Annotated in this window: 23 protein-coding genes; 19 read left to right on the top strand and 4 right to left on the bottom strand. The window is 45.7% G+C overall.

Going from position 1 to position 24,932, the window contains the following annotated elements; translation table 11 throughout:
- The first annotated feature begins 2 nt into the window (after nucleotides 1-2).
- The 5 genes from D0C16_RS05810 (at nucleotide 3) to sthA (ending at nucleotide 4,365) form a co-directional block, all read left to right on the top strand.
- A complete protein-coding gene (locus D0C16_RS05810; protein ID WP_151031434.1) occupies nucleotides 3-671 on the top strand; it encodes an NADH:ubiquinone reductase (Na(+)-transporting) subunit D in 669 nt (222 codons plus the stop codon).
- Complete coding sequence (nqrE, locus tag D0C16_RS05805) at nucleotides 671-1,279, top strand: NADH:ubiquinone reductase (Na(+)-transporting) subunit E (RefSeq protein ID WP_151031433.1); 609 nt, start codon at nucleotides 671-673, stop codon at nucleotides 1,277-1,279. The genes D0C16_RS05810 and nqrE overlap by 1 nt, the downstream gene beginning before the upstream one ends.
- 17 nt (nucleotides 1,280-1,296) lie before the next feature.
- A complete protein-coding gene (gene nqrF / locus D0C16_RS05800) occupies nucleotides 1,297-2,520 on the top strand; it encodes an NADH:ubiquinone reductase (Na(+)-transporting) subunit F (RefSeq protein ID WP_151031432.1) in 1,224 nt (407 codons plus the stop codon).
- A gap of 91 nt (nucleotides 2,521-2,611) precedes the next feature.
- Nucleotides 2,612-2,869, top strand: coding sequence for a (Na+)-NQR maturation NqrM (gene nqrM, locus D0C16_RS05795; RefSeq protein ID WP_151031431.1), 258 nt, complete (start codon nucleotides 2,612-2,614; stop codon nucleotides 2,867-2,869).
- Between the two features lie 80 nt (nucleotides 2,870-2,949).
- Entirely contained in the window at nucleotides 2,950-4,365 is a 1,416-nt protein-coding gene (gene sthA, locus D0C16_RS05790) for a Si-specific NAD(P)(+) transhydrogenase (protein ID WP_151031430.1), read from the top strand.
- Nucleotides 4,366-4,465: 100 nt separating this feature from the next.
- On the opposite strand, the gene D0C16_RS05785 is transcribed toward sthA, so the two are convergent.
- Together D0C16_RS05785 and D0C16_RS05780 are read right to left on the bottom strand one after the other, a co-directional pair.
- Nucleotides 4,466-4,810 carry an outer membrane protein assembly factor BamE gene (locus tag D0C16_RS05785; RefSeq protein WP_225318921.1) on the bottom strand — a complete coding sequence of 115 codons (345 nt, stop codon included), beginning with the start codon at nucleotides 4,808-4,810 and terminating at the stop codon, nucleotides 4,466-4,468.
- A gap of 50 nt (nucleotides 4,811-4,860) precedes the next feature.
- Entirely contained in the window at nucleotides 4,861-5,433 is a 573-nt protein-coding gene (locus D0C16_RS05780) for a PilZ domain-containing protein (protein WP_151031429.1), read from the bottom strand.
- Between the two features lie 158 nt (nucleotides 5,434-5,591).
- On the opposite strand from D0C16_RS05780, the gene D0C16_RS05775 reads away from it, so the two are divergent.
- From D0C16_RS05775 to D0C16_RS05765, 3 genes are read left to right on the top strand one after another with little or no spacing between them, the layout of a single operon-like run.
- Entirely contained in the window at nucleotides 5,592-6,830 is a 1,239-nt protein-coding gene (locus D0C16_RS05775; RefSeq protein WP_151034825.1) for a lipoprotein-releasing ABC transporter permease subunit, read from the top strand.
- Between the two features lie 26 nt (nucleotides 6,831-6,856).
- Nucleotides 6,857-7,564: a lipoprotein-releasing ABC transporter ATP-binding protein LolD gene (gene lolD, locus D0C16_RS05770; RefSeq protein ID WP_151031428.1), complete on the top strand. Its 708-nt coding sequence runs from the start codon at nucleotides 6,857-6,859 to the stop codon at nucleotides 7,562-7,564.
- Nucleotide 7,565: 1 nt separating this feature from the next.
- Entirely contained in the window at nucleotides 7,566-8,795 is a 1,230-nt protein-coding gene (locus D0C16_RS05765) for a lipoprotein-releasing ABC transporter permease subunit (RefSeq protein ID WP_151031427.1), read from the top strand.
- Between the two features lie 94 nt (nucleotides 8,796-8,889).
- Here the strand turns inward: D0C16_RS05765 and D0C16_RS05760 are convergent, their stop codons facing one another.
- Nucleotides 8,890-9,501 carry a DUF2062 domain-containing protein gene (locus D0C16_RS05760; RefSeq protein ID WP_370458216.1) on the bottom strand — a complete coding sequence of 204 codons (612 nt, stop codon included), beginning with the start codon at nucleotides 9,499-9,501 and terminating at the stop codon, nucleotides 8,890-8,892.
- Between the two features lie 110 nt (nucleotides 9,502-9,611).
- Between D0C16_RS05760 and D0C16_RS05755 the strand changes: the two genes are divergently transcribed.
- The 9 genes from D0C16_RS05755 to D0C16_RS05720 all read left to right on the top strand — a co-directional run bounded on the left by D0C16_RS05755 (nucleotide 9,612) and on the right by D0C16_RS05720 (nucleotide 20,450).
- Nucleotides 9,612-12,005 carry a DNA internalization-related competence protein ComEC/Rec2 gene (locus D0C16_RS05755; protein ID WP_151031426.1) on the top strand — a complete coding sequence of 798 codons (2,394 nt, stop codon included), beginning with the start codon at nucleotides 9,612-9,614 and terminating at the stop codon, nucleotides 12,003-12,005.
- 123 nt (nucleotides 12,006-12,128) lie between these two features.
- Nucleotides 12,129-13,385, top strand: a complete 1,257-nt coding sequence (locus D0C16_RS05750; RefSeq protein WP_151031425.1) for an ABC transporter transmembrane domain-containing protein — start codon at nucleotides 12,129-12,131, stop codon at nucleotides 13,383-13,385.
- 28 nt (nucleotides 13,386-13,413) lie between these two features.
- Nucleotides 13,414-15,000, top strand: a complete 1,587-nt coding sequence (locus tag D0C16_RS05745) for an IS1182 family transposase (protein WP_151031424.1) — start codon at nucleotides 13,414-13,416, stop codon at nucleotides 14,998-15,000.
- 132 nt (nucleotides 15,001-15,132) lie between these two features.
- Nucleotides 15,133-16,128: an ATP-binding cassette domain-containing protein gene (locus D0C16_RS05740; RefSeq protein WP_304487107.1), complete on the top strand. Its 996-nt coding sequence runs from the start codon at nucleotides 15,133-15,135 to the stop codon at nucleotides 16,126-16,128.
- Complete coding sequence (locus tag D0C16_RS05735; RefSeq protein ID WP_151031423.1) at nucleotides 16,121-17,584, top strand: HlyD family type I secretion periplasmic adaptor subunit; 1,464 nt, start codon at nucleotides 16,121-16,123, stop codon at nucleotides 17,582-17,584. Before D0C16_RS05740 ends, D0C16_RS05735 begins: the two co-directional genes overlap by 8 nt.
- 38 nt (nucleotides 17,585-17,622) lie before the next feature.
- A complete protein-coding gene (locus tag D0C16_RS05730) occupies nucleotides 17,623-18,840 on the top strand; it encodes a glycosyltransferase family 4 protein (RefSeq protein WP_151031422.1) in 1,218 nt (405 codons plus the stop codon).
- A gap of 226 nt (nucleotides 18,841-19,066) precedes the next feature.
- Complete coding sequence (locus tag D0C16_RS24615) at nucleotides 19,067-19,198, top strand: hypothetical protein (RefSeq protein WP_255481998.1); 132 nt, start codon at nucleotides 19,067-19,069, stop codon at nucleotides 19,196-19,198.
- Between the two features lie 555 nt (nucleotides 19,199-19,753).
- Complete coding sequence (locus tag D0C16_RS05725) at nucleotides 19,754-20,164, top strand: hypothetical protein (RefSeq protein WP_151031421.1); 411 nt, start codon at nucleotides 19,754-19,756, stop codon at nucleotides 20,162-20,164.
- A complete protein-coding gene (locus tag D0C16_RS05720; RefSeq protein ID WP_151031420.1) occupies nucleotides 20,127-20,450 on the top strand; it encodes a hypothetical protein in 324 nt (107 codons plus the stop codon). The genes D0C16_RS05725 and D0C16_RS05720 overlap by 38 nt, the downstream gene beginning before the upstream one ends.
- 246 nt (nucleotides 20,451-20,696) lie before the next feature.
- On the opposite strand, the gene D0C16_RS05715 is transcribed toward D0C16_RS05720, so the two are convergent.
- A protein-coding gene (locus D0C16_RS05715; protein ID WP_225318661.1) for an IS3 family transposase occupies nucleotides 20,697-21,856 on the bottom strand; the annotation gives its coding sequence in 2 pieces (ribosomal slippage) (nucleotides 20,697-21,601 and nucleotides 21,601-21,856; 1,161 coding nt in all).
- Nucleotides 21,857-21,993: 137 nt separating this feature from the next.
- On the opposite strand from D0C16_RS05715, the gene D0C16_RS05710 reads away from it, so the two are divergent.
- On the top strand, nucleotides 21,994-22,530 hold the full coding sequence (locus tag D0C16_RS05710) for a hypothetical protein (RefSeq protein ID WP_151031419.1): 537 nt from the start codon (nucleotides 21,994-21,996) through the stop codon (nucleotides 22,528-22,530).
- 7 nt (nucleotides 22,531-22,537) lie between these two features.
- Nucleotides 22,538-24,835, top strand: a complete 2,298-nt coding sequence (locus tag D0C16_RS05705; protein WP_151031418.1) for a calcium-binding protein — start codon at nucleotides 22,538-22,540, stop codon at nucleotides 24,833-24,835.
- Nucleotides 24,836-24,932: the final 97 nt, after the last annotated feature.

The raw sequence follows: 24,932 nt of genomic DNA, 5'->3' as shown, positions 1-24,932 counted from the left end.
TCATGAGTACTAAAACAAAAGATTTGCTCACTAAACCAATTTTGGAGAATAACCCCGTTATCCTTCAGATTCTTGGTATTTGCTCGGCGCTGGCGGTTACTTCAAGCGTAAAAGTAAGTTTGGTAATGGCGATAGGTTTGACTCTGGTATCGGCGTTCTCTAACTTTTTCGTATCACTGGTGCGTAACTATTTACCAAACAGTGTACGTATTATCGCGCAGATGATCATCATCTCTGCGTTGGTGATTGTGGTTGACCAGGTGCTCAAAGCAGTTGCTTATGACATTAGTAAACAATTGTCGGTATTCGTGGGTTTGATCATCACCAACTGTATCGTGATGGGCCGCACCGAAGCGTTTGCGTTGAAAAATCCACCCGTACCAAGCTTCCTTGATGGGATTGGTCATGGTCTGGGATATTCAGCGCTGCTGATCGTTATTGCGACCTTCCGTGAAATTTTCGGTGCAGGCAAGTGGTTCGGTATTCAAATTCTACCCACTGTGACTGATGGTGGTTGGTATGTGCCGAATGGTCTGCTGTTGCTGCCACCGAGTGCGTTCTTCATTATCGGAATGATTATTTGGGGAATGCGTACCTGGAAGAAAAATCAGGTGGAGAAAGTAGATTTCAAGATTGCTCCTAACTCAGTGAAAACGCAGGAGATTGTATAATGGAACACTTAATCGGTTTATTTGTACGCTCTATTTTTATTGAGAACATGGCGTTGGCGTTTTTCTTGGGTATGTGTTCATTCATGGCAATGTCCAAGAAAATTAACGCGGCGATCGGCCTGGGCATTGCGGTAATCGTAGTGCAAACCCTGACTGTGCCGGCGAACAATCTCATTTTGACTTATCTGTTAAAAGAAGATGCGCTGGCTTGGGCTGGTGTGACCGGTGTGGATTTGACCTTCCTTAGCTTCATTTCATTTATTGGTGTAATCGCTGCAATTGTGCAGATCATGGAAATCGTTATGGATAAATATATGCCGGCGCTCTACAACGCGTTGGGTGTGTTCCTTCCATTGATCACTGTAAACTGCGTAATTATGGCTGGCTCTTTGTTCATGGTGGAGCGCGATTACAATTTCACTGAAAGCGTAGTCTATGGCGTTGGTTCTGGTGCGGGTTGGGCAATTGCGATTGTTGTTCTGGCAAGCATTAAAGAAAAAATGAAATACTCCGATGTACCTGAAGGTCTGCGTGGCTTGGGTATTACCTTTATTACCGTGGGATTGATGTCATTGGGCTTCATGTCCTTTGGCGGTATCTCTCTCTAAGCTAAGCGGGGAAGTACATGAATACCGAGATTTTATTAGGCGTTGGAATGTTCACCTTCATCGTGCTTGCACTGGTGGTGGTCATTCTGGTAGCGCAAGCGAAGCTGGTTAACAGTGGCGATGTGCAAATTCTTATCAATGATGAGAAAACCATTACTGTTCCTGCGGGCGGTAAGTTGTTGCAAACATTGGCCGGAAACAATGTGTTTCTCGCTTCTGCTTGTGGTGGTGGTGGTAGTTGTGCACAGTGTCGCTGTATTGTGAATGATGGTGGTGGCTCTATTCTTCCTACGGAAGAGGCGCACTTTAACCGTCGTGAACAAAATGAAGGTTGGCGTTTGAGCTGTCAGGTTCCGGTAAAGCAAAACATGAAAATTCATGTTCCGGAAGAAGTGTTTGGTGTTAAGCAGTGGGTAACCACCGTCGAGTCCAATCCGAACGTGGCGACCTTTATTAAAGAGTTGACTTTGCGCTTGCCGGAAGGTGAGAGCGTCGATTTCCGCGCGGGTGGTTACGTGCAGTTGGAATGCCCCCCGCATCACGTGAAGTTCTCTAACTTTGAGATTGAGTCTGAGTATCGTGGTGATTGGGAGCGTTTTGGGTTCTTTAATTTAGAATCCAAAGTCGATGAGCCTGTTATTCGCGCGTATTCCATGGCGAATTACCCGGAAGAGAAAGGTGTAGTTAAGTTCAATATCCGTATTGCAACTCCTCCGCCAAAATCGCAAGGCATTCCACCGGGCAAAATGTCGTCGTTCGTGTTTAATCTGAAGGCAGGCGATAAAGTTACGGTGTACGGACCATTTGGTGAGTTTTTCGCGAAGAAGACCGATGCGGAAATGGTATTCATTGGTGGTGGTGCAGGCATGGCGCCAATGCGTTCGCACATTTTCGATCAGTTGCGTCGCCTTAAAACCAAGCGCAAAATGTCCTTCTGGTATGGTGCTCGTTCGTTGCGTGAGCTCTTCTACAAAGAAGATTACGATATGCTGCAATCAGAGAACGACAACTTCAAATGGCACATTGCTTTGTCAGATCCACAGCCGGAAGACAACTGGAGTGGTTTGACAGGTTTCATTCACAATGTGTTGTATGAAAACTATCTGAAAGACCATCCAGCGCCGGAAGATTGTGAGTTTTACATGTGCGGTCCACCAATGATGAACGCCGCTGTTATTAAAATGTTAAAAAGTCTGGGAGTTGAAGACGATAACATTTTACTCGACGACTTCGGTGGTTGATGCATAAGGAAAACGAGGCAGGGAAACCCGCCTCGTTTTTTGTTTTTAGATGGCAAATTGTGTGAGTGGCGTTTTCGCCTTGGAGTGAATAATGGCAGTCCTTCTCGTTACTCTGGTTGTGATGTTATTTGTTGCCTTTGCGTTATCCATTAGCGTGATGCTGGGTAGAAAGCCGATATCTGGTTCTTGTGGTGGTGTAGGTAAAGCGCTGGGTGATCCCAATTATGTCTGTGAGCTTTGCGGTGGTGATGAAGCCAAATGTGCTGAGCAGAAAGCGAATCCGGTATCGGCCAGCGAGACTGCAAAAGATCTTTCCTATGATGCTAGTAATCCATCAAAAAATAACTAAACCGCTAAATGATTAATTAAGCAGGAATAATTGTTGCTAGACTATCAATGTATTCGGTCATTTAGTGTAAGGGGAATAAATTGACAGGCCGTAAAAAATCAGCGGATCACAGCTACGATCTTTTGGTAATTGGCTCCGGGCCTTCTGGCGAAAGTGCGGCTATCTCTGCCTCAAAAATTGGTAAACGAGTAGCTGTGATAGAAAATAGGGCATTGGTAGGTGGCAGCTGCGCCCATAAAGGAACAATCCCTTCCAAGTCCCTGCGCCATGTAGTGAAGCAGGTTATTCAATTCAAGAGTAATAGTCTGTTTCGTGAAATCGGCGATAGCCGCCGTTTGACCTTTCCGCGTGTATTACAATCTGCGGCCAAAGTCATCCCCAAGCAAGTCGAAATGCACACCAACTTTTATGTGCGCAACCGGGTGAATGTGCATATCGGGCAAGCTTCTTTTGTTGATGCCAACACTGTTAGTCTTTCGTTGCTGGATGGTGGAGTTGAAACCATTTACGCTGAAAAAATTGTGATTGCCACAGGCTCAAGACCCTATCGCCCGGCCGATGTTGACTTTACCCATCCGCGCATTTACGACAGTGACACCATCCTGGAAATGGAGCATACGCCGCGTCACATTATTATTTATGGTGCTGGTGTTATCGGTTGTGAATACGCCTCCATTTTTTCTGGTTTGGGAATGCGCGTTGATTTAATTAATAACCGCGATCGTTTGTTGTCGTTCCTGGATGATGAAATTTCCGATGCGCTCAGCTATCACTTGCGCGATAGCGGGGTCACCGTTCGCCATGCTGAAGAGTATGAGGCGATTGAAGCGAGTGAATGTAGCGTTACGCTGTTCCTTAAATCCGGCAAACGTTTGCGCGCGGATGCAATTCTCTGGTGTAACGGACGCAGTGGTAACACTGATGGTTTAAATCTGGATGCGGCAGGGTTAAAAGCAGATCATCGCGGAAATTTAAAAGTGGATGATTGTTACCGTACGCAGGTTGAAAATATCTACGCCGTTGGTGATGTGATTGGCTGGCCGAGTTTGGCGAGCGCCTCTTACGGTCAAGGTCGAGCAGTTACCGGCGGAATTTTTGGCGATCAATGTCAGTTGGTGCACGATGTCCCCACCGGTATTTATACCTTGCCGGAAATCAGCTCTGTAGGTAAAACCGAAACTGAATTGACCCAGGCAAAAGTGCCCTATGAAGTGGGGCGCGCATTATTTAAAAATACCGCACGTGGCCAAATCAGCGGCGAAGACGTTGGCATGTTAAAAATATTGTTCCATGTCGATACGTTGGAAGTTCTCGGTGTTCATTGCTTTGGTGCTGAAGCTGCGGAGATTGTGCACATTGGCCAGGCGATTATGAAACAAACGGGCGAGGGCAATAATATCCATTATTTCCTCAATAATATTTTCAATTACCCGACTATGGCTGAAGCTTATCGTATTGCCGCATTGGATGGCGTAAATCGCATTAGTCGTCGTTAATTCCGCTAACTGTTTTATTCGTAGGGGCGCGATTTATCGCGCCCTTTTTATTGCGCCCCTTTTGGTGAACAATACGATATATTTTTTTGTTGATGTTGTGCTATTCGCTCGTATTTTGGCTGCTGCTGCCGGTTGGTGCCGTTGTAGGATGAAAATTCCTGACGCAATGAATCACCGTATTATTATCAAAATAAACCGTAAATTCCTGATACTTCCAGCGCGAAATCGGTGGCTTTCCTTTTGCGGGGATTTCTTCCAGTGGTTCGCCAAATAAACTTTTAACGCGCTCTTTGCTCATGCCTTTTGCGGGCATATCTACGGCAGGTTGGGTTTTGGCTTGCTCACCGACCGGGATGCGGATTTCTTCCGCCATTATGGTTTGCATCTGAAGTGTTGCCGTTAGCATGAACACTAAAGTACAGGCACTATATTTAATTCGAATCATGATTGCCTCGGCGTGCCCCGAGCATTGCACAAGCGCCAGAGGCTTCAGGGTTATTGCAGGTATTGTTGGTTCTTTCTGCGCTCAGCCATTTGCGCACGCATAATCTGTTGCCCGATTAGCTGTTGCTGGCCATCGCTAACGCGATGGAATTTTGCCGCAATCTGGTATTCGCCGGTGTTACTGGGTTCACAGCGAATAATTTTGGCAAACAAAACCAGGCCGGCATTGCTGGGCAAAAAAATTAACCGTAAGGCAATAAAGCTGTTGGCCTCCACAGGGCGGGAGCTGCCAAACGCAATGCCGCCTTCGCTCAGGTTAACTTGCTTAATGGTTTTGGATGGGGGCAGGGGTTTGGAGTCGGCCATTATTTGCTGGCTGATAATGTCGATTTTACGGTTCAGGTTGTGTAGGTATTCACCCAGAGCGCGGCTGGTTTCCTTGATTTGATGGAATAAATGGGCATTGTCGTTATCAATTTTGCGCAGTTCGGCAAACAGCTTTAATGAGGCAGTGTTGGGAAACTGTAATTCAGCGGCAGCGGTATTCGCGGTTATCTCCTCAACCTCTTTGAATTCCAAGGCGATACTTTCATCAATGCGAAAGTAACTACGGCGTTCACTCATGACCAATTGCTTCCAAAAACTGTGATGGATTAAACATAATAAAAGAACCATAGCACAAGCTGCATTGACTGTTTAGGTTTTCTGGCGTCTGGATGCTTTTCGCTAACCAGCGTCCGGTTTTGCTTGAGCAAATCGGGCCGATTGGGTTTAATGCGCCCATGTTAAAAAATATCCCTTTATACATAGGCTTGCGTTATACCCGCGCCAAGCGCCGCAACCAGTTCATTTCATTTATCAGCGCTTTCTCCCTAATAGGCATGGCGCTGGGTGTTATGGCGTTGATCATTGTCCTGTCGGTCATGAATGGCTTTGATAGGGAAATGAAAGAGCGCATCCTGAATGTTGTTCCTCATGGGTTTATCGACCAGCAGCCCCGCGTTAAGGATTGGCGGGCGCTTGCCGGTAAGGTGAATGCCCAACCCGGTGTTGTCGCTTCAGCGCCCTATATCCAGAGTTCCGCCATGCTGACCTATGCCGGCGGTGTAGAAGCGATCGAGCTGCAAGGCATAGACCCGGACATGGAAGCTAAGGTGTCAGTGGTCGATCAACATATGATTGTCGGAGATTTAGCCCAGCTGCAGCCAGGCGAGTACGGCATAGTGATGGGGCGTATCCTCGCGAGCCGTTTACTGCTTGCTCCGGGCGATAAAATACGTGTGACGTCTCCGGAAATTAATATGACGCCCATGGGGGCATTTACCCGCTCGCGCAACTTCACTTTGGTAGGTGTGTTCGAAGTCGGAGCTCAGGTCGATAGTACGCTCGCGCTGATTCATTTATCGGATGCGCAAAAATTTTTACGGCAGCCTGGTGTGCAGGGATTGCATGTCAAAACGGAAAATCTCTACAGCGCTGGGTTAATTATGAATCAGGTGCGCAGCAATCTTGGCGATGATTTTAGTGTAAAAGACTGGAGTCAAACCCAGGGCAGTTTGTTTCAAGCGGTGAAGATGGAAAAAATCGTCGTAGGTTCACTATTGATGATTATTATCGCGGTTGCCGCATTCAATATTGTGTCCAGTTTAGTGCTGATGGTTGCGGATAAGCGTTCCGATATTGCAGTGTTGCGCACTCTGGGTTTAAACGCGCGGCAAGTGATGGCGATATTTATTGTGCAGGGCAGTGCGGTAGGTTTTATCGGTACCTTTATCGGCGCAATTATTGGATGCCTGGCGGCGCTTACCCTGCCTTCCATTATGTCTGGACTTGAATCCTTGTTGGGATTACAGGTATTTGATCCCGACGTTTATTTTATTGCGCAATTACCTTCGGTCTTGCTCTGGCAAGACGTAGCGGTGATTTGTGGTATTGCCCTAGGGTTGAGCTTTTTGGCAACGCTTTATCCCGCGTATCGCGCGGCACAAATTGAACCGGCAGAAGCCCTGCGTTATGAATAAGCCATTTTCCCGGAATAATTTTAATTATGTCTAATTCCAATCCTGTACTTGTCTGTCAACAGGTGAGCAAGCATTACGGTCAGGGAGCACTGGCAGTCAGTGTGTTGAGTAATGTGAATTTACAAATTAATGCAGGCGAACGAGTTGCAATAGTGGGGGCATCCGGTTCGGGGAAATCCACCTTGCTAAATATTCTCGGCGGATTGGACATTCCGGATCGCGGCGAAGTTAGCGTGGCCAGTCAAAATCTTTCGCGTCTCAATGCTGACGAGCGTGGCCGTTTGCGCAATCGCAGCTTGGGTTTTGTTTACCAGTTTCACCATTTGTTGCCGGAGTTTACCGCGCTGGAAAATGTATCCATGCCGTTATTAATTGGTAAACATTCCATTGCGGAATCCAAACAGTGTGCGCAAAAATTATTGGAGCGCGTCGGTCTTGCCCAGCGTGTTCACCACAAGCCCTCTGAACTTTCCGGTGGTGAGCGTCAGCGTGTGGCTATTGCGCGTGCACTGGTGACTAATCCCGCCTGCGTATTGATGGATGAGCCTACCGGTAATCTGGATACTCACGCCGCTGAAGCAATCCAGACGTTGATGCTGGAGTTGAATCACTCTATAGGTACCAGCTTTGTGGTGGTGACCCATGATCCCCGTTTAGCGGCGCGCATGGATCGCACCCTGACGTTAATGAACGGTGAATTACACGCAGGCAATTTGCTGGCGAGCGGGCATTAATATGTTCAGCCGTTATATCTTTTTAGTGGGGACGCGCTACGGTATTTCTCATCGACACAGCCATTTAGTGTCGTTTATCTCGCGTTTGTCTACCGCGGGTTTGGTAATTGGTGTTGCCTTATTAATTCTGGTGATGTCGATCATGAATGGTTTTGATCGCGAGCTGCGGGAAAACATTCTTGGTGTTATGCCCCAAGCCAGCGTGTTGCATCGCAAGTCGATTGATAATGCGGATGCGTTGATTGAACAAGTAAAACAACATCCACATGTAATTGCGGCAACTCCATTTGTACAGTTGCAAGGATTATTAAGCCAACAAAAACGTGTGGCGCCTGCGCAAATTTTTGGTATTGATCCTGCGCAGGAGCACACGACTTCAAAGCTACCCGAATTTTTACCTGAAGGTACATTGGATGAGCTTGCCAATACGCCAGGGGCAATTGTGTTGGGGCGCGGCGTGGCTGAAAAAATTGACGCGCAAGTGGGGCAGAGCCTTAGTCTGGTTATTCCCGCAGAGGATGGTGCTGCTCCACGCGTGAAAGTAGTCCATGTGATTGCAATCCTTGATACCCACACCGATATTGACAATGGCTTGGCGTTAATGGAATTGCATCATGCGGCAGCAATCGCCGGCTTTCCCGGTCAGGTTACCGGAGTACGTTTGAAAGTGGATGATTTATTTGCCGCGCCGCAAGTAGTTCGCGACATTATGCAAAATCTGCCGCCTGATTATTATGGTTCCAGTTGGATGCACACCCATGGAAGCGTTTATCAAGCCATACAAATGTCTAAAAATATGGTGGGGATGTTGCTGTTTTTAATAATCGCCATCGCCGCATTTAATTTGGTATCCACGCTAATTATGGTAGTGGTCGATAAGCAAGGTGATATTGCCATCTTGCGTACGATGGGCGCATCCACTATAGAAATTATGGGAATTTTTATGGTACAGGGTGGTTTGATCGGTTTGATTGGCACCAGTATTGGGTTGGTGATTGGTTTGGTGCTTTCTTATTTTGTTACCAGTATTGTGCAGGGAATTGAAAAACTATTGGGTGTCCAATTTTTAAAATCAGATGTTTATCCTACTACTTATTTGCCGGCCGAAATTGTGGTGAATGATGTGGCCAAGGTCGTAGTTACTGCATTGTTGATTAGCTTTTTTGTTACTCTTTATCCCGCTTGGCGAGCAAGCAAAATCCAACCAGCAGACGCATTGCGTTATGAGTAAGAGGTTAAAAAATCGCGCGTAGTGAGATAAAAATGCCCGCAAAAAAAGCCCGCGAACGTGCGGGCTTTTTTTTGCGTGATGGTTAGTGCTGTCGCTACTGTTGATCTGCTTCGGCTTTTTGGGCGGCGCGTTTCTTTTTGCGCTTTTCCCAGTTATGCCCCACATGCCAACGCCAGTAAAGCTGCATCAGGAAATAACCCAATGTGCCCAGCAGCAAACCGGTAATAATGGAACCTGCCGCCAGAGGTTTCCACAGGTGGCCAAACTCATTGGCCAACCAATCCCAACTGAGTTGAGGTTCCGTCAAGGTAATTGGATCTAATTGCAAAACCAGCCTGCCCATTTGGTAGGTAATAAAGAAGAAAAACGGCATGGTAATGGGGTTGGTAATCCAGGTAAGCGCGACTGCCAAAGGGAGATTGCAACGAAACATCAGTGCAGCGGCGGCGGCCACGGGCATTTGGCCCGGAATAGGGAGCACCGCCACTAACAGCCCCCAAAACATAGCAACCGATACAGAATGGCGATTCAAATGAAACAGGTTGGGGTCATGCAACAAGTCACCCAGAAAATGGAACGCTGGGTTGCTTTTGATTGCCGCTGGGGAGGGGATAAATCGCTTCAGTAGGTTACGCGCCATGCCTAAAACCAAATCACTACCTGAAAATGAGGGGGCATTATGCCCGTAAAATCCGGTCAAGGCCATGTTCACGGTGCCTAAACCTGCCTTGTGTGCCTGCGCAGGATGCCATAAGCTGCACGACAATCTGATGACAAGGGGTTATCAGTATCAAATCGGTTAAAGGATTTAGCCCTATGCCCATCCGCTTGTTGTTGTTTTCGTTCGGCGTCGTCACCGTCAGTTTTCTGCCCTCTTTACCCTCGCTACCGCTAACTCTGGCGTTAATCTCCGGGCTAGCCCTACTTATTATTTACCGTCGCGCCTATTGGTTGGTTGCGTTACTCGCTGGTTTTGGTTGGGGAATTTTTGCTGGTCATCAATTCCTTGGTCAACAGCTGGATGAAGCTTTAACCGGACAGGAGTTAAGGGTTAGCGGTGTTATCACGGATCTACCTGAGCGTAACGACCAACGCCTGCGTTTCAACTTGAGTATTCGTAGTGCGTCAATTGGCGGAGCTACGACACCCAAGCTCCACTCATTTCCCACTAAAATTCAATTGAGTTGGTATAACGGCTACAACAAGAGCGACGCTGTTGAGTTACCCAACATAGTGGTTGGTCAGGAATGGCAGTTGAATGTGCGTTTGAAACGCCCGCGTGGTTTTGCAAATCCCGCGGGGTTTGATTATCACGCCTGGTTGTTGCGCCAAGGTGTAGGTGCGACAGGTTATGTCGTTAGTAGCGATGAAAATGTGCAGGTTCAGTCTGGTGCAGATGGCTTGGGTGCGCGTGAGTGGATCAACTGGCAACGACAACAATTACAGCAATGGATTTTGACGCACAGTAATTCCACTGAGCGCGGTATTTTAATCGCATTATTGATTGGCGATTCTTCCTATGTAGAAAAGGAGCAGTGGGATCGCATGCAGCGCACGGGGACATCACACCTGATTGCTATATCAGGGTTGCATGTCGGCTTTCTCGCATTGTTCGGGTTTTACCTCGGCTTGATTATTGGAAAATTAATTCAGCTGGTGTGGCATTCATGTCCTGCATTGGTAATCGCGTGGTGCATGGCGATTGGTTGCGCGAGTTTTTATTCTGCATTAGCTGGTTTTAATATTCCTACGGTGCGCACGCTTATCATGCTGAGTGTTTTCTACGGTGCTTGCTTGAGGCACCGCAGCGCGCGCGTAGGCGATATTTTTTGTTGCGCATTGGCATTGGTGGTTATGATTGATCCGCTTGCCGCATATGACATGGGGTTTTGGTTGTCCTTTGGTGCAGTGGCGTTGCTGCTATTTTATTTTTCAGGGCGATATGTTGTTAAATCGGACGGTGACTATTGGCGTGGATTTTCTGCGAGCAATATAGCAACGGGGTTTATTCGCTCGCAGTGGGTGATGTTTATTGGCTTGTTGATTCCATTGAGTTTACTCGTTAGCTCGGTTTCTTTGGTGGCGCCCATTGCCAACGCAGTTGCGATTCCGCTGATTACTTTTTTGGTTGTTCCTTTAGTGTTAACCAGTGCCGCACTGCAAGGCGTGTATCCCGCATTCAGCGATTTGTTATTAAATACAGCAGGGCTAGCCATGGAGTGGCTAAAGGTAATTTTGCAAGCCATGCTGGATGCGGCGGGTCAGTTAGCGAGTATTGTTATTGCTTTTTCTCCTGGTGTTTCTTTACTGATTGCGTTTAGTTGCCTGTTGTTACTATTGCCCAAAGGATTGGTTCACAGAGTAATGGGTTGGAGTGGTCTGGTGTTGGGCGTTTGGTTGGGAGTGATTTCTCCCGTTGCACAACAACCTGATTTAAAAATTAGCATAATGGATGTAGGGCAGGGCACCGCAGTCGTGGTGCAGGTAAAGGATAAAACGTTGGTTTACGATACTGGGCCAAGGTATACCGATAGTTTTGACGCAGGCGGCGCAATTCTCGCACCTTATTTGTTTTCACAAGCAATCGATAAGGTCGACATGCTAGTGGTCAGTCATTCGGATATGGATCACGCCGGTGGCCTGAATGGTTTTTTGGAAAAGGTTGATGCTAAACGCATCGTAATGGGTGATATTGAAAACACCCAGGTAAATTTAACTACATCTACCGCGATGGAGGATTGCCATCAACAACATGCATGGCAGTGGCATCAGGTTTCATTTGAGTTTCTACCTGCAACTATCAAGCGCAGCACCAATGATAATAATAGGTCCTGCGTATTGCTAATTAGTTACGTGAATCAATCAATTTTATTGCCCGGCGATATTGAAACGCGTGTAGAGAACCAACTGTTAGCCGAGCAAAAATTTCCTGATCACCTAACGCTATTGCTAGCGGCACATCACGGTAGCCGTACTTCATCTAGTGCGCGCTTTGTCAGTAGTACTACGCCTGAATTTGTTGTCTACTCTGCCGGTCACCGCAGTCAACACGGTCACCCGCATCCTTTAGTGCGCAAACGTTTTCAAGCTGTAGGTAGCCGCGAATTTAACACTGCAGATTCGGGTGCGTTGGTGTTTGAGTGGTTAGATGGGAAGCCAGTAAATATTATTGAGTATCGCAAAGCGCAGCATCGTTATTGGTTTGAATGAGTTTTAGGTTTTCGTAAAGGGCAACAAAATGTCGCATGCATCATCTTGATGATTTGCATGCCGGAACGATAGTAATTAGAATCGCGGCGCTTATGAGATTAACTAATTTATTTGGACTAAACCATGGACACAGGTTTACAGTGCTTGGTAGCACTCGCAGGATTCCACCAGCTCCCCGCTGATGCTTCACAACTCTCCCACCAATTCGCAATTCCCGGTCAACCGTTTAGCAATACTGAAATCCTCCGCGCCGCCAAAGCGCTGACTTTTAAAGCGAAATTATTTTCGTTTAAACTCGATAAATTAATCGGTTCCAGTTTGCCCGCAATTGTTAAAACGGTCGATGGCGATTACATCATCCTCGCGCGCGTGGCTGAAGAGGAGGGCAAGCCGGTTAAAGTGTTGGTGCAGGATTTGCGTGAGCAAACGCCCAAAACACTCACCGCAGAAGAGTTTGCATCACTCTGGTCTGGTGAAATTATTTATGTAACACGCCGCCTGGGTTTGCGCGAAAGCCTACAACAAAAATTCGATATCAGCTGGTTTATTCCCTCGTTAATCAAATACCGGAAATTATTTGGCGAAGTGATTATCGCCTCATTTTTTTTGCAGCTCTTTGCGCTGATTACACCACTGCTATTTCAAGTGGTGATGGATAAAGTGTTGGTGCATCGCGGTTTCAGTACGCTCGATGTCATCGCCTTTGGTTTTTTAGCGATTGCGATTTTTGAAGCATTGCTCGGGGGTATTCGCAGTTATGTGATGTCCCATACCACCAGCCGGGTGGATGTGGAATTGGGCTCGCGCCTGTTTAATCATTTAATGGCCTTGCCCATGGCCTATTTCGAGTCGCGGCAAGTGGGGCAAAATGTCGCGCGCGTGCATGAGCTGGATACCATCCGCAATTTTATTACCGGTAGTGCACTTACTTTAATTCTCGATCTGGGTTTCACCATCGTCTTCCTGCTGGTGATGTGGTACTACAGCACCACCTTATTTTTTGTGGTGGCCGCCACCATCCCCTGTTACATCCTGCTCTCGGTATTTATCACGCCGATATTGCGTCATCGCCTCAATGACAAATTCAAATACGGTGCCGCGAATACGGCATTCCTTACCGAATCCGTCACCGGTGTACAAACCGTAAAAGCCATGGCGGTAGAGCCGCAGATGCAGCGCAAATGGGAAGATCAACTCGCCCATTATGTGAATGCCTCCTTTCGTAGCCAGAACCTCGGCAATGTGGCCAATCAAATTGCCGGATTGATTAATAAGCTAATGACACTCGGGATTATCTGGTGGGGAGCGCATTTGGTAATCGCCGGTGAACTCACCGTTGAAGCTGTAGAAAAACCCCAAAAATCGATTGTTTTTCGTTAAAATGGCGCATCCCCTCAGGAGTGCGCTTATGCCAAAGTTTATTCCTTACAATCATGATCAAAATGCGATGGTGGTGATTAATTTTCGCGACCAGTTGCAACCCGGCACCTTCGAGCACGCTATTCATTATTTGATTCATGAAAAGCTCGATCTTTCTATCTTTGATTACGCTTACAACAATAAAGATGGCGGTAGGCCTGCGTATAACCCTGCCATTTTACTCGGTGTTGTGTTGTTCGCTTACTCCAAAGGTATTACGTCCAGCCGCGAAATTGAGTGGTGTTGTACGAACAATATTATTTTTAAAGCGCTTTCTTGCGATACCGTTCCTCATTTCACCACTATCGCCAGTTTTATTAGTAGCCATCCGCAAGCGATTGAAGCGCTGTTCGAACAAATCCTATTGGTTTGTCATGAGCAAGGATTATTGGGCAATGAGCTGTTTGCGATTGATGGTTGCAAAATGTCCTCTAACGCCTCCAAGGAATGGTCGGGAACATTTAAAGAATTGCAGCAGAAACGCGCCAAATTAAAAAAGTTGATTCGGCACCATATGCGGGAGCACCGCCGTATCGATAAAACCGAATCTGCTGATGCAGAAAAGCAAAGGCGCACCGCCCAGACAATCGAAACCTTAAGTAAAGCGCACGATAAGATTGATAAATTCCTAAAGACAGCAGCCCCACGGATGGGGCAGGCGAAACGGCCGACTGAAGTAAAAAGCAATATTACCGATAATGAATCAGCCAAGATGACGACCAGTAAAGGCACCATTCAGGGTTATAACGGTATTGCGGCGGTTGATAAAAAGCACCAGATCATTATTGATGCCCAAGCCTTTGGCGCGGGCCAGGAACACCACACCTTACAGCCTGTTATTGAAAGTATTAAGGTGCGTTACCAAAAACTGAAATTTGCGCACAATATCTATCGCAAGCAGACACTGGTTACAGCGGACACTGGCTTTGCTAATGAGGCCAATATGGAATACCTCTACACCCATAAAATTAATGCTTATATTCCAGATAATAATTTTCGCAGTCGCGACCCAAAATTTGCTGAGCAGAAAGCGAAATATGGCAAGCGCAAGCCCATCAAGAAAATAAAAACCCGTTATAAAGAAGTCATTCCGGCTAGTGAATTCCACTTTGATGCATCGACAAAAACCTGCATTTGCCCAGCAGGGGAAACCATGTGGTTAAAGCGCGAAGGGACGGATCGTTATGGCAAACATCAAAAGTTGTATTTTGAGGGAAGGCTCAGTAAGTGTCGGGTATGCCCGCTAAAGGAACAGTGCATGCAAAACCCGGATTCAGCCAATGATCGAACCGGGCATGGGCGGCAGGTGTCCTTTATTATTGATAAAGAAACCAAAAACAAATATACCGAATGGATGAAGTCTCGGGTCGATAGCGAATTTGGCAAAATGGTTTATAGTCATCGCATGTCCACGGTTGAGCCTGTGTTCGCTAATATCGGCACAAACAAAGGGCTAAAGCGCTTCAGTCTACGTGGCAAAGCCAAAGTTCAGGGGCAATGGCAGTTGTTTTGTATGATCCACAATATAGAAAAGCTCGCGAATTATGGTGATTTGACCAACGCGAAGCGAAAATAAGAACGAATATAGGCAAACAACTCGCTTTTTCAAAGCGCAACGCAATTAATGAATAAGAGCAATTGAAAATCCAAGAACAGTTAGGCAAAGTTGGCTAATTAATTATTAATCAATTAGCTGTAAGTAAATTCAGTGGTTATTGGGTTTTTCTACGGCTTCGTTGGCGAATTGATTGCGTTCAACATGCTCGCCGGTCGCGTGAGCGGCCCTATTTTAAAACTCGTACAACTCTGGCAAGACTTCCAGCAAGCGGGTATTTCCATTGAGCGCCTGGGCGATATTTTAAATACCCCGCGCGAACCCGGTTACAACCCCAATCGCTCCACACTGCCATCGATTGCCGGGCAAGTGAATTTTGAACACGTGCGTTTCCGCTATCGCCACGACGGCCCGGTGATTCTCGATCAATTTAATCTGCAGGTTCAACCTGGGGAAATTATTGGTATTGTCGGTCGCTCCGGTTCCGGTAAAAGCACGCTTACCAAATTGATCCAGCGGCTGTATTTGCCCGAGTCGGGGCGAATGCTGGTGGATGGAGTAGACCTTGCTATGGTGGATACCGCTTGGCTGCGACGCAATATTGGTGTGGTATTGCAAGAGAATTTTTTATTTAACCAAACCGTGCGTGAAAATATCGCGCTCACTAATCCCGCCGCGCCCATGGAGCAGATTGTGGCGGTTGCCAAACTCGCCGGCGCCCATGAATTTATTGTGGATCTCCCCGAAGCTTACGACACTATGGTCGGCGAACAGGGCAGCAACCTCTCCGGCGGCCAACGCCAGCGCCTCGCGATTGCCCGCGCGTTATTAACCAATCCCAAAATATTAATCTTCGATGAAGCCACCAGTGCGCTGGATTACGAATCCGAACGCATCATCCAGGACAACATGGCGCACATTTGTAACGGCCGCACCGTGTTTATCATCGCCCACCGCTTAAGTACGGTGCGCATTTGCAATCGCATTATTGTGATGAACAAAGGCCGCATTGTAGAGCAGGGCTCGCATGATCAGTTATTGCAACAACAAGGCTACTACGCGCAATTGCATGGCTATCAGGATGCCAAGGCAGCCGCACGCCCGATGGTAAAAAAGGAAAATATTGAGATGGAGTTTAACCATGACTAATTTTTTTGAATTACTGCGCGAAGCCTGGCAAGAGCGAGGAAAATTGGGTGATGGCTCCAAACAGCAAAGCCTCTCTGAGTTTATGCCCGCCGCATTGGAGCTGCAGGAAACCCCACCCAACCCCTTAGTGCGCTGGCTCGCCTGGACACTCATTACCTTATTTATCCTCACGCTGCTCTGGGCCATCTTTGGCAAAGTGGATGTGGTAGCCAGCGCGGAAGGCAAGATCATTCCCGGCAGCCGCGTTAAACAAATCCAGCCGCTGGATAAAGGCGTGATTAAAGCCATTCATGTAAAAGAAGGGCAGTATGTAAAAGAGGGTGATCCACTGATCGAACTGGATCGCACCATCACTGCTGCGGATCAGGCACGTATGCAACAGGAACTGCACAATGCCAGTTTGAACCTTGCGGGCAGTGAAGCTTTACAAGCGTTAATTGCTGATCAACAACACAACAATCAACAGCCTCAAAAAAATCATCAAAAAAACAACCAGCACAAAAAACCTGTCGCCGCGAGTGAGCTGGCCTTGGTGATTGATGAAAAACTCACATTATCTGCCTCGGAAATATTATTGCACCAGCAAAAAACCTGGGAGCAATGGCAACAATACCAGGCACAACTCAGCAGCTTGCACAGCGCCTTAACCAAAGCGCAAAGTGAAAAAATCGCCAACCTGGAAACCATCAAGAAACTCGAACAAACCCTGCCGATGGTCACCAAGCGCGCTGCTGCATTGCACAGCCTCTATCAAAAAAAAATGGCCTCGGAAGCGGAATACCTGGAGCTGGAACAGCAGCGCATCGAACGCACGCAAGACCTCGCCACCCAGCAACAAATCCAGCAACAACTCATCGCCGCGATCAACGAAGCCCAACAACAAATCAACGCCCTCAAAGCCGACACCAGCAGCAAACTGCTCGCGCAAATTGCCGACAGCCGCAACCAGCTCGCCACTATTACCGAAGAACTGGTTAAAGCGCGCGATATGAACGACAAACAAATTCTCTATGCCCCGGTCTCCGGTTACGTGCAACAACTCGCGGTTAACACCATCGGTGGTGTCGTCACTGAAGCGCAACAATTAATGATTATGGTTCCGGAAGAAGAAAATCTGGAAGTGCAAGTCATGCTCGGCAACCAGGATATCGGTTTTGTGCAAAGCGATATGCCGGCAGAAATTAAAATCCACACCTTCCCCTTCACCAAATACGGTTTGATCGACGCCACCGTTACCCATATCTCCGATGACGCCATCCTCGATGAAAAACTCGGCCTCGTATACGCCATGCATTTAAAAATGCACAAGAGAACGATTCGTGTGGAAGCGAAAGATGTGAAATTAATTCCTGGCATGGCGGTTACGGCGGAGTTGAAGACTACGCAAAGGCGAGTGATTGAATATTTCATGTCGCCGCTGTTGAAGTACAAGCAGGAAAGTATCCGCGAGCGATAACAGTAAATGGATAAATTTATTAAAGGATATCGTGAATAATGAAAGTGCTTTTTATCCACCAAAACTTTCCTGCGCAATTTTTGCATCTTGCGCCCGCATTGGCGGCAGATGCCAAAAACGATATTCGTGTACTGACTACCAGCAAGCGCCCCGTGCCTGCGGGTATAAAAGTTCACCATTACGCAATAAAGCGCAGTAGCAGTGAAAATATCCATCCATGGTTGGTAGATATGGAAACCAAAACCATTCGTGCAGAAGCTGCGTATCGGGCTGCAATGGATTTAAAAAAGCAGGGCTTTACACCGGATTTAATTATTGCGCACCCCGGTTGGGGTGAGAGTCTGTTCCTAAAAGAAGTATGGCCAACAGCGAAGCTCGCGCTTTATTGTGAGTTTTATTATCAAACCCACGGGGCAGATACCAATTTTGACCCGGAATTCACCGCGCATGAGCAAGGCCTTGCCTGTCGGTTAAAACTGAAAAATGCCAATTTTGATTTGCATCTGCTGCAGGCAGATGCAGGACTATCACCCACGCATTACCAACGTTCAGTTTTCCCCGACTATTTCCAATCAAAAATATCAGTCATTCATGATGGTATAGATACCAACCTGTTAAAACCTAACCCTGCGGTAACCATGCAATTGAATGACAAAACCATCACGCGCGACGAGCAGATAATCACCTTCGTCAATCGCAATCTGGAACCTATGCGCGGCTACCATATTTTTATGCGCGCCTTACCGGAAATCCTTAAACGAAATCCAAAAGCGCGCGTGATTATTGTTGGTGGGGATGATGTCAGTTACGGCAGCAAGCCACCGCCGGGAACAACCTGGAAAGAATTGTTTCTGCAAGAAGTAAAAAGCCAGTTGGATATGAACAGGGTGCATTTCGTTGGAAAACTATCTTATCCCAACTTTATTCAGCTACTGCAAATTTCCAGTATGCATGTTTATTTAACCTATCCCTTTGTGCTGAGCTGGAGTTTGCTGGAAGCCATGAGTGTGGGTTGTGCAATTGTGGGTAGCAATACATCACCGGTGCAAGAAGTTATTAAGCACAATGGAACCGGTCTTCTGGTGGATTTTTTTGATAAACAAGCTCTCGTCGAACAAGTCACACACTTGTTAAAAAATCCACAGCAGCGTGAACAACTCGGTAATGCAGCAAGGAAATTTGTGTTGCGAAATTATGATTTGAAAAGTGAGTGTTTACCTGCACAAAAGCAGTGGCTTGAAGGTTTGTTAAATTGATAATTTTTTGTTTTATGTTTCTTTGTGGTGCTGTATGGTGCGCTGTGTTTAGTGGATTATGTTTTTCATAAATGACGATCATTGCTTTGCGAATAAAGTCGCTTAAATCCTGTTTACAAAGCAGAAGCAACTGATCATTATTCGCCTATTTACACGCCTGCCTAAGCTACAGGGTAATGGATGATCTGACTATAGTTAATCCCTCCCGCTAAAAATGGATGTAAAAATGGAATTATCGAATTTTTCTGAAAAGCCAATCGCTCAAAACGCTTCAACGGACAAAGCAGTTTCCCCAACTGGTTTTTTTGATAACGGATGTGGCAAAGGAGTTGATAAGACAAATGAGCATATAATCTAATACTTCAACATGCTTGGAATTTCTGTGTATCTTTTTTTTGATAGCTCCATGATTGATATGTTCGATTTGGTCAGTGCTGCTTTTTATCCAGTTCATGATTGGCTGTTACGGATCTATTAAGCTAACTAATTTTTATTGATTTATAAAATGAATAAAAAATTTTCGTTATTTATTCACATGAACATATCTGTGGTAATAGCATCTATTTTTAATACGTCAATTTTTCTTTTTGCTTTTAAATTTGTTTTTCCGTTATTGGTTGTTGTGTTTTTGTGCTATTTAGTTTTGGGGTTTTTAGCTTCTATGCTTTGGTTGCCACTATTTTTAGTGTTAAAAAAAATCTATTTAAAAATACAATACATTATTTTATGTCAGCAGCGATTGCTGCTTTTATAATGTGCATTGCAGTTAAAGTTATAGTGTTTTCTGCTGTTGATTGGTGGTCTTTGTCTTCGGCATTTTTGCTCATTTATTTTTTTGTTTTTTCTCAGGTAGCCGCATTGTTCTGTGTTTTTTTAAGAGAATAATCAGTATTGGTTAGTTTTAGAGTTTTCTATGGCTAAAAAATTATTATATGCATTTTGGTTTTTTGTATTGCTGGTCGTCGGGCTTGTGCTTTATTGGCTGCTGATATTTGAGGGTAAACCTGCAACCAATACACCAGAAAATCGTGCGGCTCACGGATATGTAGATGGGCAAGTCAATGAAATTAGATTGGGTGATGCCTTATTGCGTTTTCCTGCCGGAGTGCAATTCGAGCCTTCTACTCTTCATAAAATTGTTAAAGGGCGGGCAGATGAAATTTGGTTCGGTGTTTTTTATCCAGATCTAGGTGAAAACAACTCTGTTCATAATGGTGTACAAATTATGCTAAAGCCAGCATTACCAGAATGGACAGAAAATCTAGCAGAAAGGGAGGAGCGATTTAGTGCTGAAAAATGGCAAAAAAATTGTGCAGCGAGATGATCTTGGTTTAGTAGAGTACCACTCTGTTAATTACGGTGGTGGATGGGGGTATATAACATATCTTGCTTCTTTTCCCGAATATAAAACGCCAATAGGTGGAAAAATTAAATACGTATGTGCTGGTAATCCCGGTGGACGAATCACTCATTGTCGCTTTGCAAATGGAGGGTATTTGCAGAAAAATAAAGTGATGGTCACATATTACATCCTCGGCCAAAACATGAAGAATTGGAAAGAAATTCACCAAAAAGTCGTTTCATTTTTAGGCACAATTATAGTGGAGTAAATAGATCATGATGATTACCAATGAGCAGCGTACGATATTGCAAGATATTTTGGATCGTGGCCCTAATTCGCAGGTAAATTATGCGGAAGAATTTTTCCATTAAAAATAACGTTGAGCCTTTTAATAAGGATTTATTCCATGCTTAAAAAACTATTCTTTGGGTTTTCTGTTGTCATATTGCTGTTGGTCGGTTATTGGCTGCTGATATTTAACGGTTGATCCCTACCGCCAACTTCGGACAGTTAACTAACATACATTTTTTGCCTCAAAGCGCTCGGGGCTAACAAAGCCAATAGCGCTGTGACGGCGGTAGCGATTGTAATCCACTTCGATATATTCAAAAATAGACTCGCGCGTGTGCTTTCCATCTAGCAATGGCTCGCCGTGAACCAGCTCAACCTTAAGTGAATGAAAGAAGCTTTCCGCACACGCATTGTCCCAGCAATCACCCTTGCGACTCATACTCTGTATTAGCGAATATTTTTCCAGTAAATCCCTAAACGCATGCGATACATATTGGCTGCCACGGTCACTGTGAACAATAACGCTTTTTGGGAATTTTCGTCGCCACAACGCCATCATCAATGAATCACAAACCAATTGCGCATCAATATGTTTGCTCATCGACCAACCAACAACTTTTCGAGAATATAAATCAATCATCACGGCCAGATACAACCAACCTTCTGTAGTTTGAATATAAGTAATATCGGTCACCCATTTTTCATTAGGTTGTTGCGCAGAAAAATCTCTAGCCAACAGGTTGGGCGCAACAGGTAGTGTATGATTGCTGTCCGTAGTCACCTTGAACAGCTTGGCCGCTTTTGCAATTAACCCCTGCCGTTTCAGGCTTTTCCGAATGGTTTTTATGTCGAGCGGATTATCTTGCTCCGCCAAATCATAAAAAATCCGATCCGCGCCATACCGGCCTTTTCCAGCCTCAAATGCTGCCTTTACCAACGCATCAATCGCTTCTCTTTGCTGCATGCGCCAACTAACCATTTCACGATTATCAAGCCAGCTGTAATACCCACTTCGCGAAACCAACAGAACGCGCGCCATCATCGCGATTGAATATAGCGCGCTATTTGTCAGCATAAATTCGTAGCGTTTTATTTTTGATGCTTCGCGAAGTAGGTAGCCGCCTTTTTTAGGATTTCAAGCTCCTCTGCTTGCTCGGCGAGCTGACGCTTGAGGCGTGCATTTTCAGCGGCGAGGAGCGATTCTCTTTCAACATCAGTACGGCTATTGTTGAGTGCGCTACGCCAACTGTAAATTTGACTGGCATATATGCCCAGTTTTTCGGCGGCTTCCGCTACGCTCAATCGTTCGGCCAGTTTAATGGCCTCACTTTTGAACTCGGCTGTATACTTCTTATTCTCTTTTGGGGTTGGTTTCTTGCTCATGGATCACCTCTGGAGTAAGTTTACTCAGTTTCTAAGGTGTCCGATATTCGCGGAGGGGATCAGGTAAACCTGCAACCAATACGCCAGAAAATCGTGCGGCTCATGGTTATGTAGAAGGGCAGGTTAACGAAATTAGGTTGGGGGATGTCTTATTACGTTTTCCTGCCGGAGTGCAATTCGAGCCTTCTACTCTTCATAAAATTGTTAAAGGGCGGGCTGATACAATTAGATTCGGTTTGTTTTATCCTGATTTAGGAGAAAAAAACTCCAGTCATAATGCAATTCACATTACCTTAGAGCCAGCATCACCGGAATGGACGGAGAATATTGCGGAAAGGGAAGAGCGATTTAACGCTGAGGAATGGCAAAAAGTTGTGCAGCGAGATGATCTTGGGTTGACGGAATATCATAATGTAATTTATCGAGGCGGTTGGGGATATATCACTTACTTTGCGCCTTTTCCTGAATATCAAACGCCCATAGGTGGAAAAATTAAATACGTATGTGCTGGTAATCCCGGTGGGCGAATCACTCATTGCCGTTTCGCTAATGGAGGGTATTTACAGAAAAATAAAGTGATGGTGATGTATGTCATCGGCGGTGAAAACATGAAGGATTGGAAGGAAATACATCAAAAAGTCGTTTCATTTTTAGATTCAGTCATAGTGGAGTAAATAAATCATGATGATTACCAATGAGCAGCGTACGATATTGCAAGATATTTTGGATCGTGGCCCTAATTCGCAGGGGAATTATGCAGATGCTTATCTTTTAATATTGTCTTGGGTGGACAGCTCTCCTCAGGTTGATTACAGTGTAAAGCTATGGCTTGCGGGGGCTATTCAAGCGAATTCAGGGAAAGGGACATTTTCAGCACTTATCCGTGAATATTCCAGTACGCAAATGGCGTTGCGCGGCGTTAAATATAGTGGGGAATTGATGCAGCAAGCATCGAATCGGGGTGCGGAGCGTGCAATACAAGATATTCTGGATAATAATTCGTTTCCGAGCATTGATAGAATTGCTGAAATGGATGCTGTGGGTGTAGGTGAAATTTTATTTTCATCTTTAAATGTAAATGATACAGCAAATAAGGATGTTAACGCCGGTTGGTCTGGTACTATTTTGTTCCATGCATTTGATAGCCAACAAATTGGCCGTCTATTAACTGCAGGAGATGCTTCATCTCCTCTCGGTGCTTCAACTCAACTAAACCGTCTTGATGATGTTAAAAATCTTCTCTTTGCCTACTATGCTTATGAAAAAGCGCTACTGAAAGCGGCAGAGGCAAATTTCGATTTAATAACTAATCTGGATATAGGCCAATGGTTGATTGATGCAGCTGTTGGTGTATGGACAATTGAAGATGCCATTGCTGCCTTTAGTCTCAATAAAAATTTCCTTACTCTTCTTGATGCAAATATTTCCAAACAACTGGTTGGGGACGCTAAAAAATTCGGTGAGCTGATAGAAGATATAGGCACAATTGGTGCGCCTGCTGTTGAGCATGCATTGGCGTGGATTATGTCTACGTTGGAGGGCAAAGCCGTTACTGTAAAACCTGGAGAGTTCATAGAGAAAGCAAAGGAATTTTTCAGTAAATTCTCCACAGCAGAATTGCATTCGAAAAAAATTCAGTTTATCGATGATCCTAAACAACTAGCGGAAATGGCTAAAACAGATGTGAATGCCCGTGCAGCATTGGCAGGTTTGTCCCCCATCATCATAGAACCGTCGGACTCAGTTAAAAGCGCCTTAACACTTTACGATCCAAAAACTGGAGCCGGTGAAATGACCGAGCAGTGGATTCATGATCGTGCTTTGGCGCTATCTGCATTTTTGTCGCATTGGCGTACTAATGGGCCAGCCACAGATATCGGAGTTGATTACACAGTTTTTAGTGACTTATATTCAGGTCAGGATGTACAGGCATTTCCATTTGCCCCGGCGGATAGCGTTAGTTATGTGACGTTTGGTGGGGAGAGCAATGATGTAATAACTGGGGGTAAAAATGACGATCACCTCTATGGCGGCGCTGGTTCAGATGTTTTGAGTGGTAATGAAGGCAATGATTACTTAGAGGGCAACTCGGGTAACGACAAACTCAATGGGCTAAAAGGCCACGACGTTCTTGATGGCGGTGCCGGCCATGATGAACTGCTCGGTGGCGCAGACACCGATTTGTTATTAGGCGGTAAAGATAACGACACACTCGATGGCGGTGCCGGCAACGATGTATTAAAAGGCGGTGCAGGGAATGATACCTATAAATTTACCGGCGATTTCGGGCACGATACTGTTATCGACACCGAAGGTTTAAATACCCTGGATATTAATGGTGCTGTTGGCGAATTAAAGCAAACCGCTAAAGACAGCATTATTTATCGTAATTCCGCCAATACTGTAGAAGCCGTTTTGGTTGATAGCGGTGGAAGCAAAACCCTTCTTCTCAATTCCCTTTCAAATGCAGGTAGTAGCGTCACTCTGGATAAATGGAGTGATGGGCAATTTGGTGTTTCATTAAAAGATGCGGATGCTGAAACGCCGCCATCGTTGCCAACAATTTCCGGTGATGGTGGTGCGAATGCATTATCGGCGGATTTTGCATCGGCTTACGAGACGTTAGTTTATGTGCCTCCTGTGAGTCTTCATGGTGGAGGTGGGCATGACTATATAGAAGGTAGCTGGGGCGGTGACCGTATTTACGGTGATGGTGGTAACGATTGGATTGATGCCGGCTCGGTTTATAAGTACTCCGGAACCATTACGCCGAAAGCGGGTGATCCTACCTACGATCAGCATGGTAAAGATTTAATCGACGGTGGCGAGGGCGATGATGTTATTACCGGACGCTCAGCTTCCTCCACCTGGCATGGCGGAGAAGGCAAGGATATGTTGCTGGCCAATACTGCACTGCGGTTTGATTTTATGTTTGGTGTTTATCAAAAAAACACAAGTAATTATTTAAGTGGCACTTAAAGCTAATTTACAAAATGGTACTAATTGGTATTATCCAAACTGGATATATACCCACCAAATTAACAAGGCAATGGATGATTCAGTTTCCCCAACTGGT

The sequence above is a fragment of the Cellvibrio sp. KY-GH-1 genome (assembly GCF_008806975.1).
Classification (GTDB): Bacteria; Pseudomonadota; Gammaproteobacteria; order Pseudomonadales; family Cellvibrionaceae; genus Cellvibrio.
This window is presented reverse-complemented; position numbering and strand designations above follow the sequence as displayed.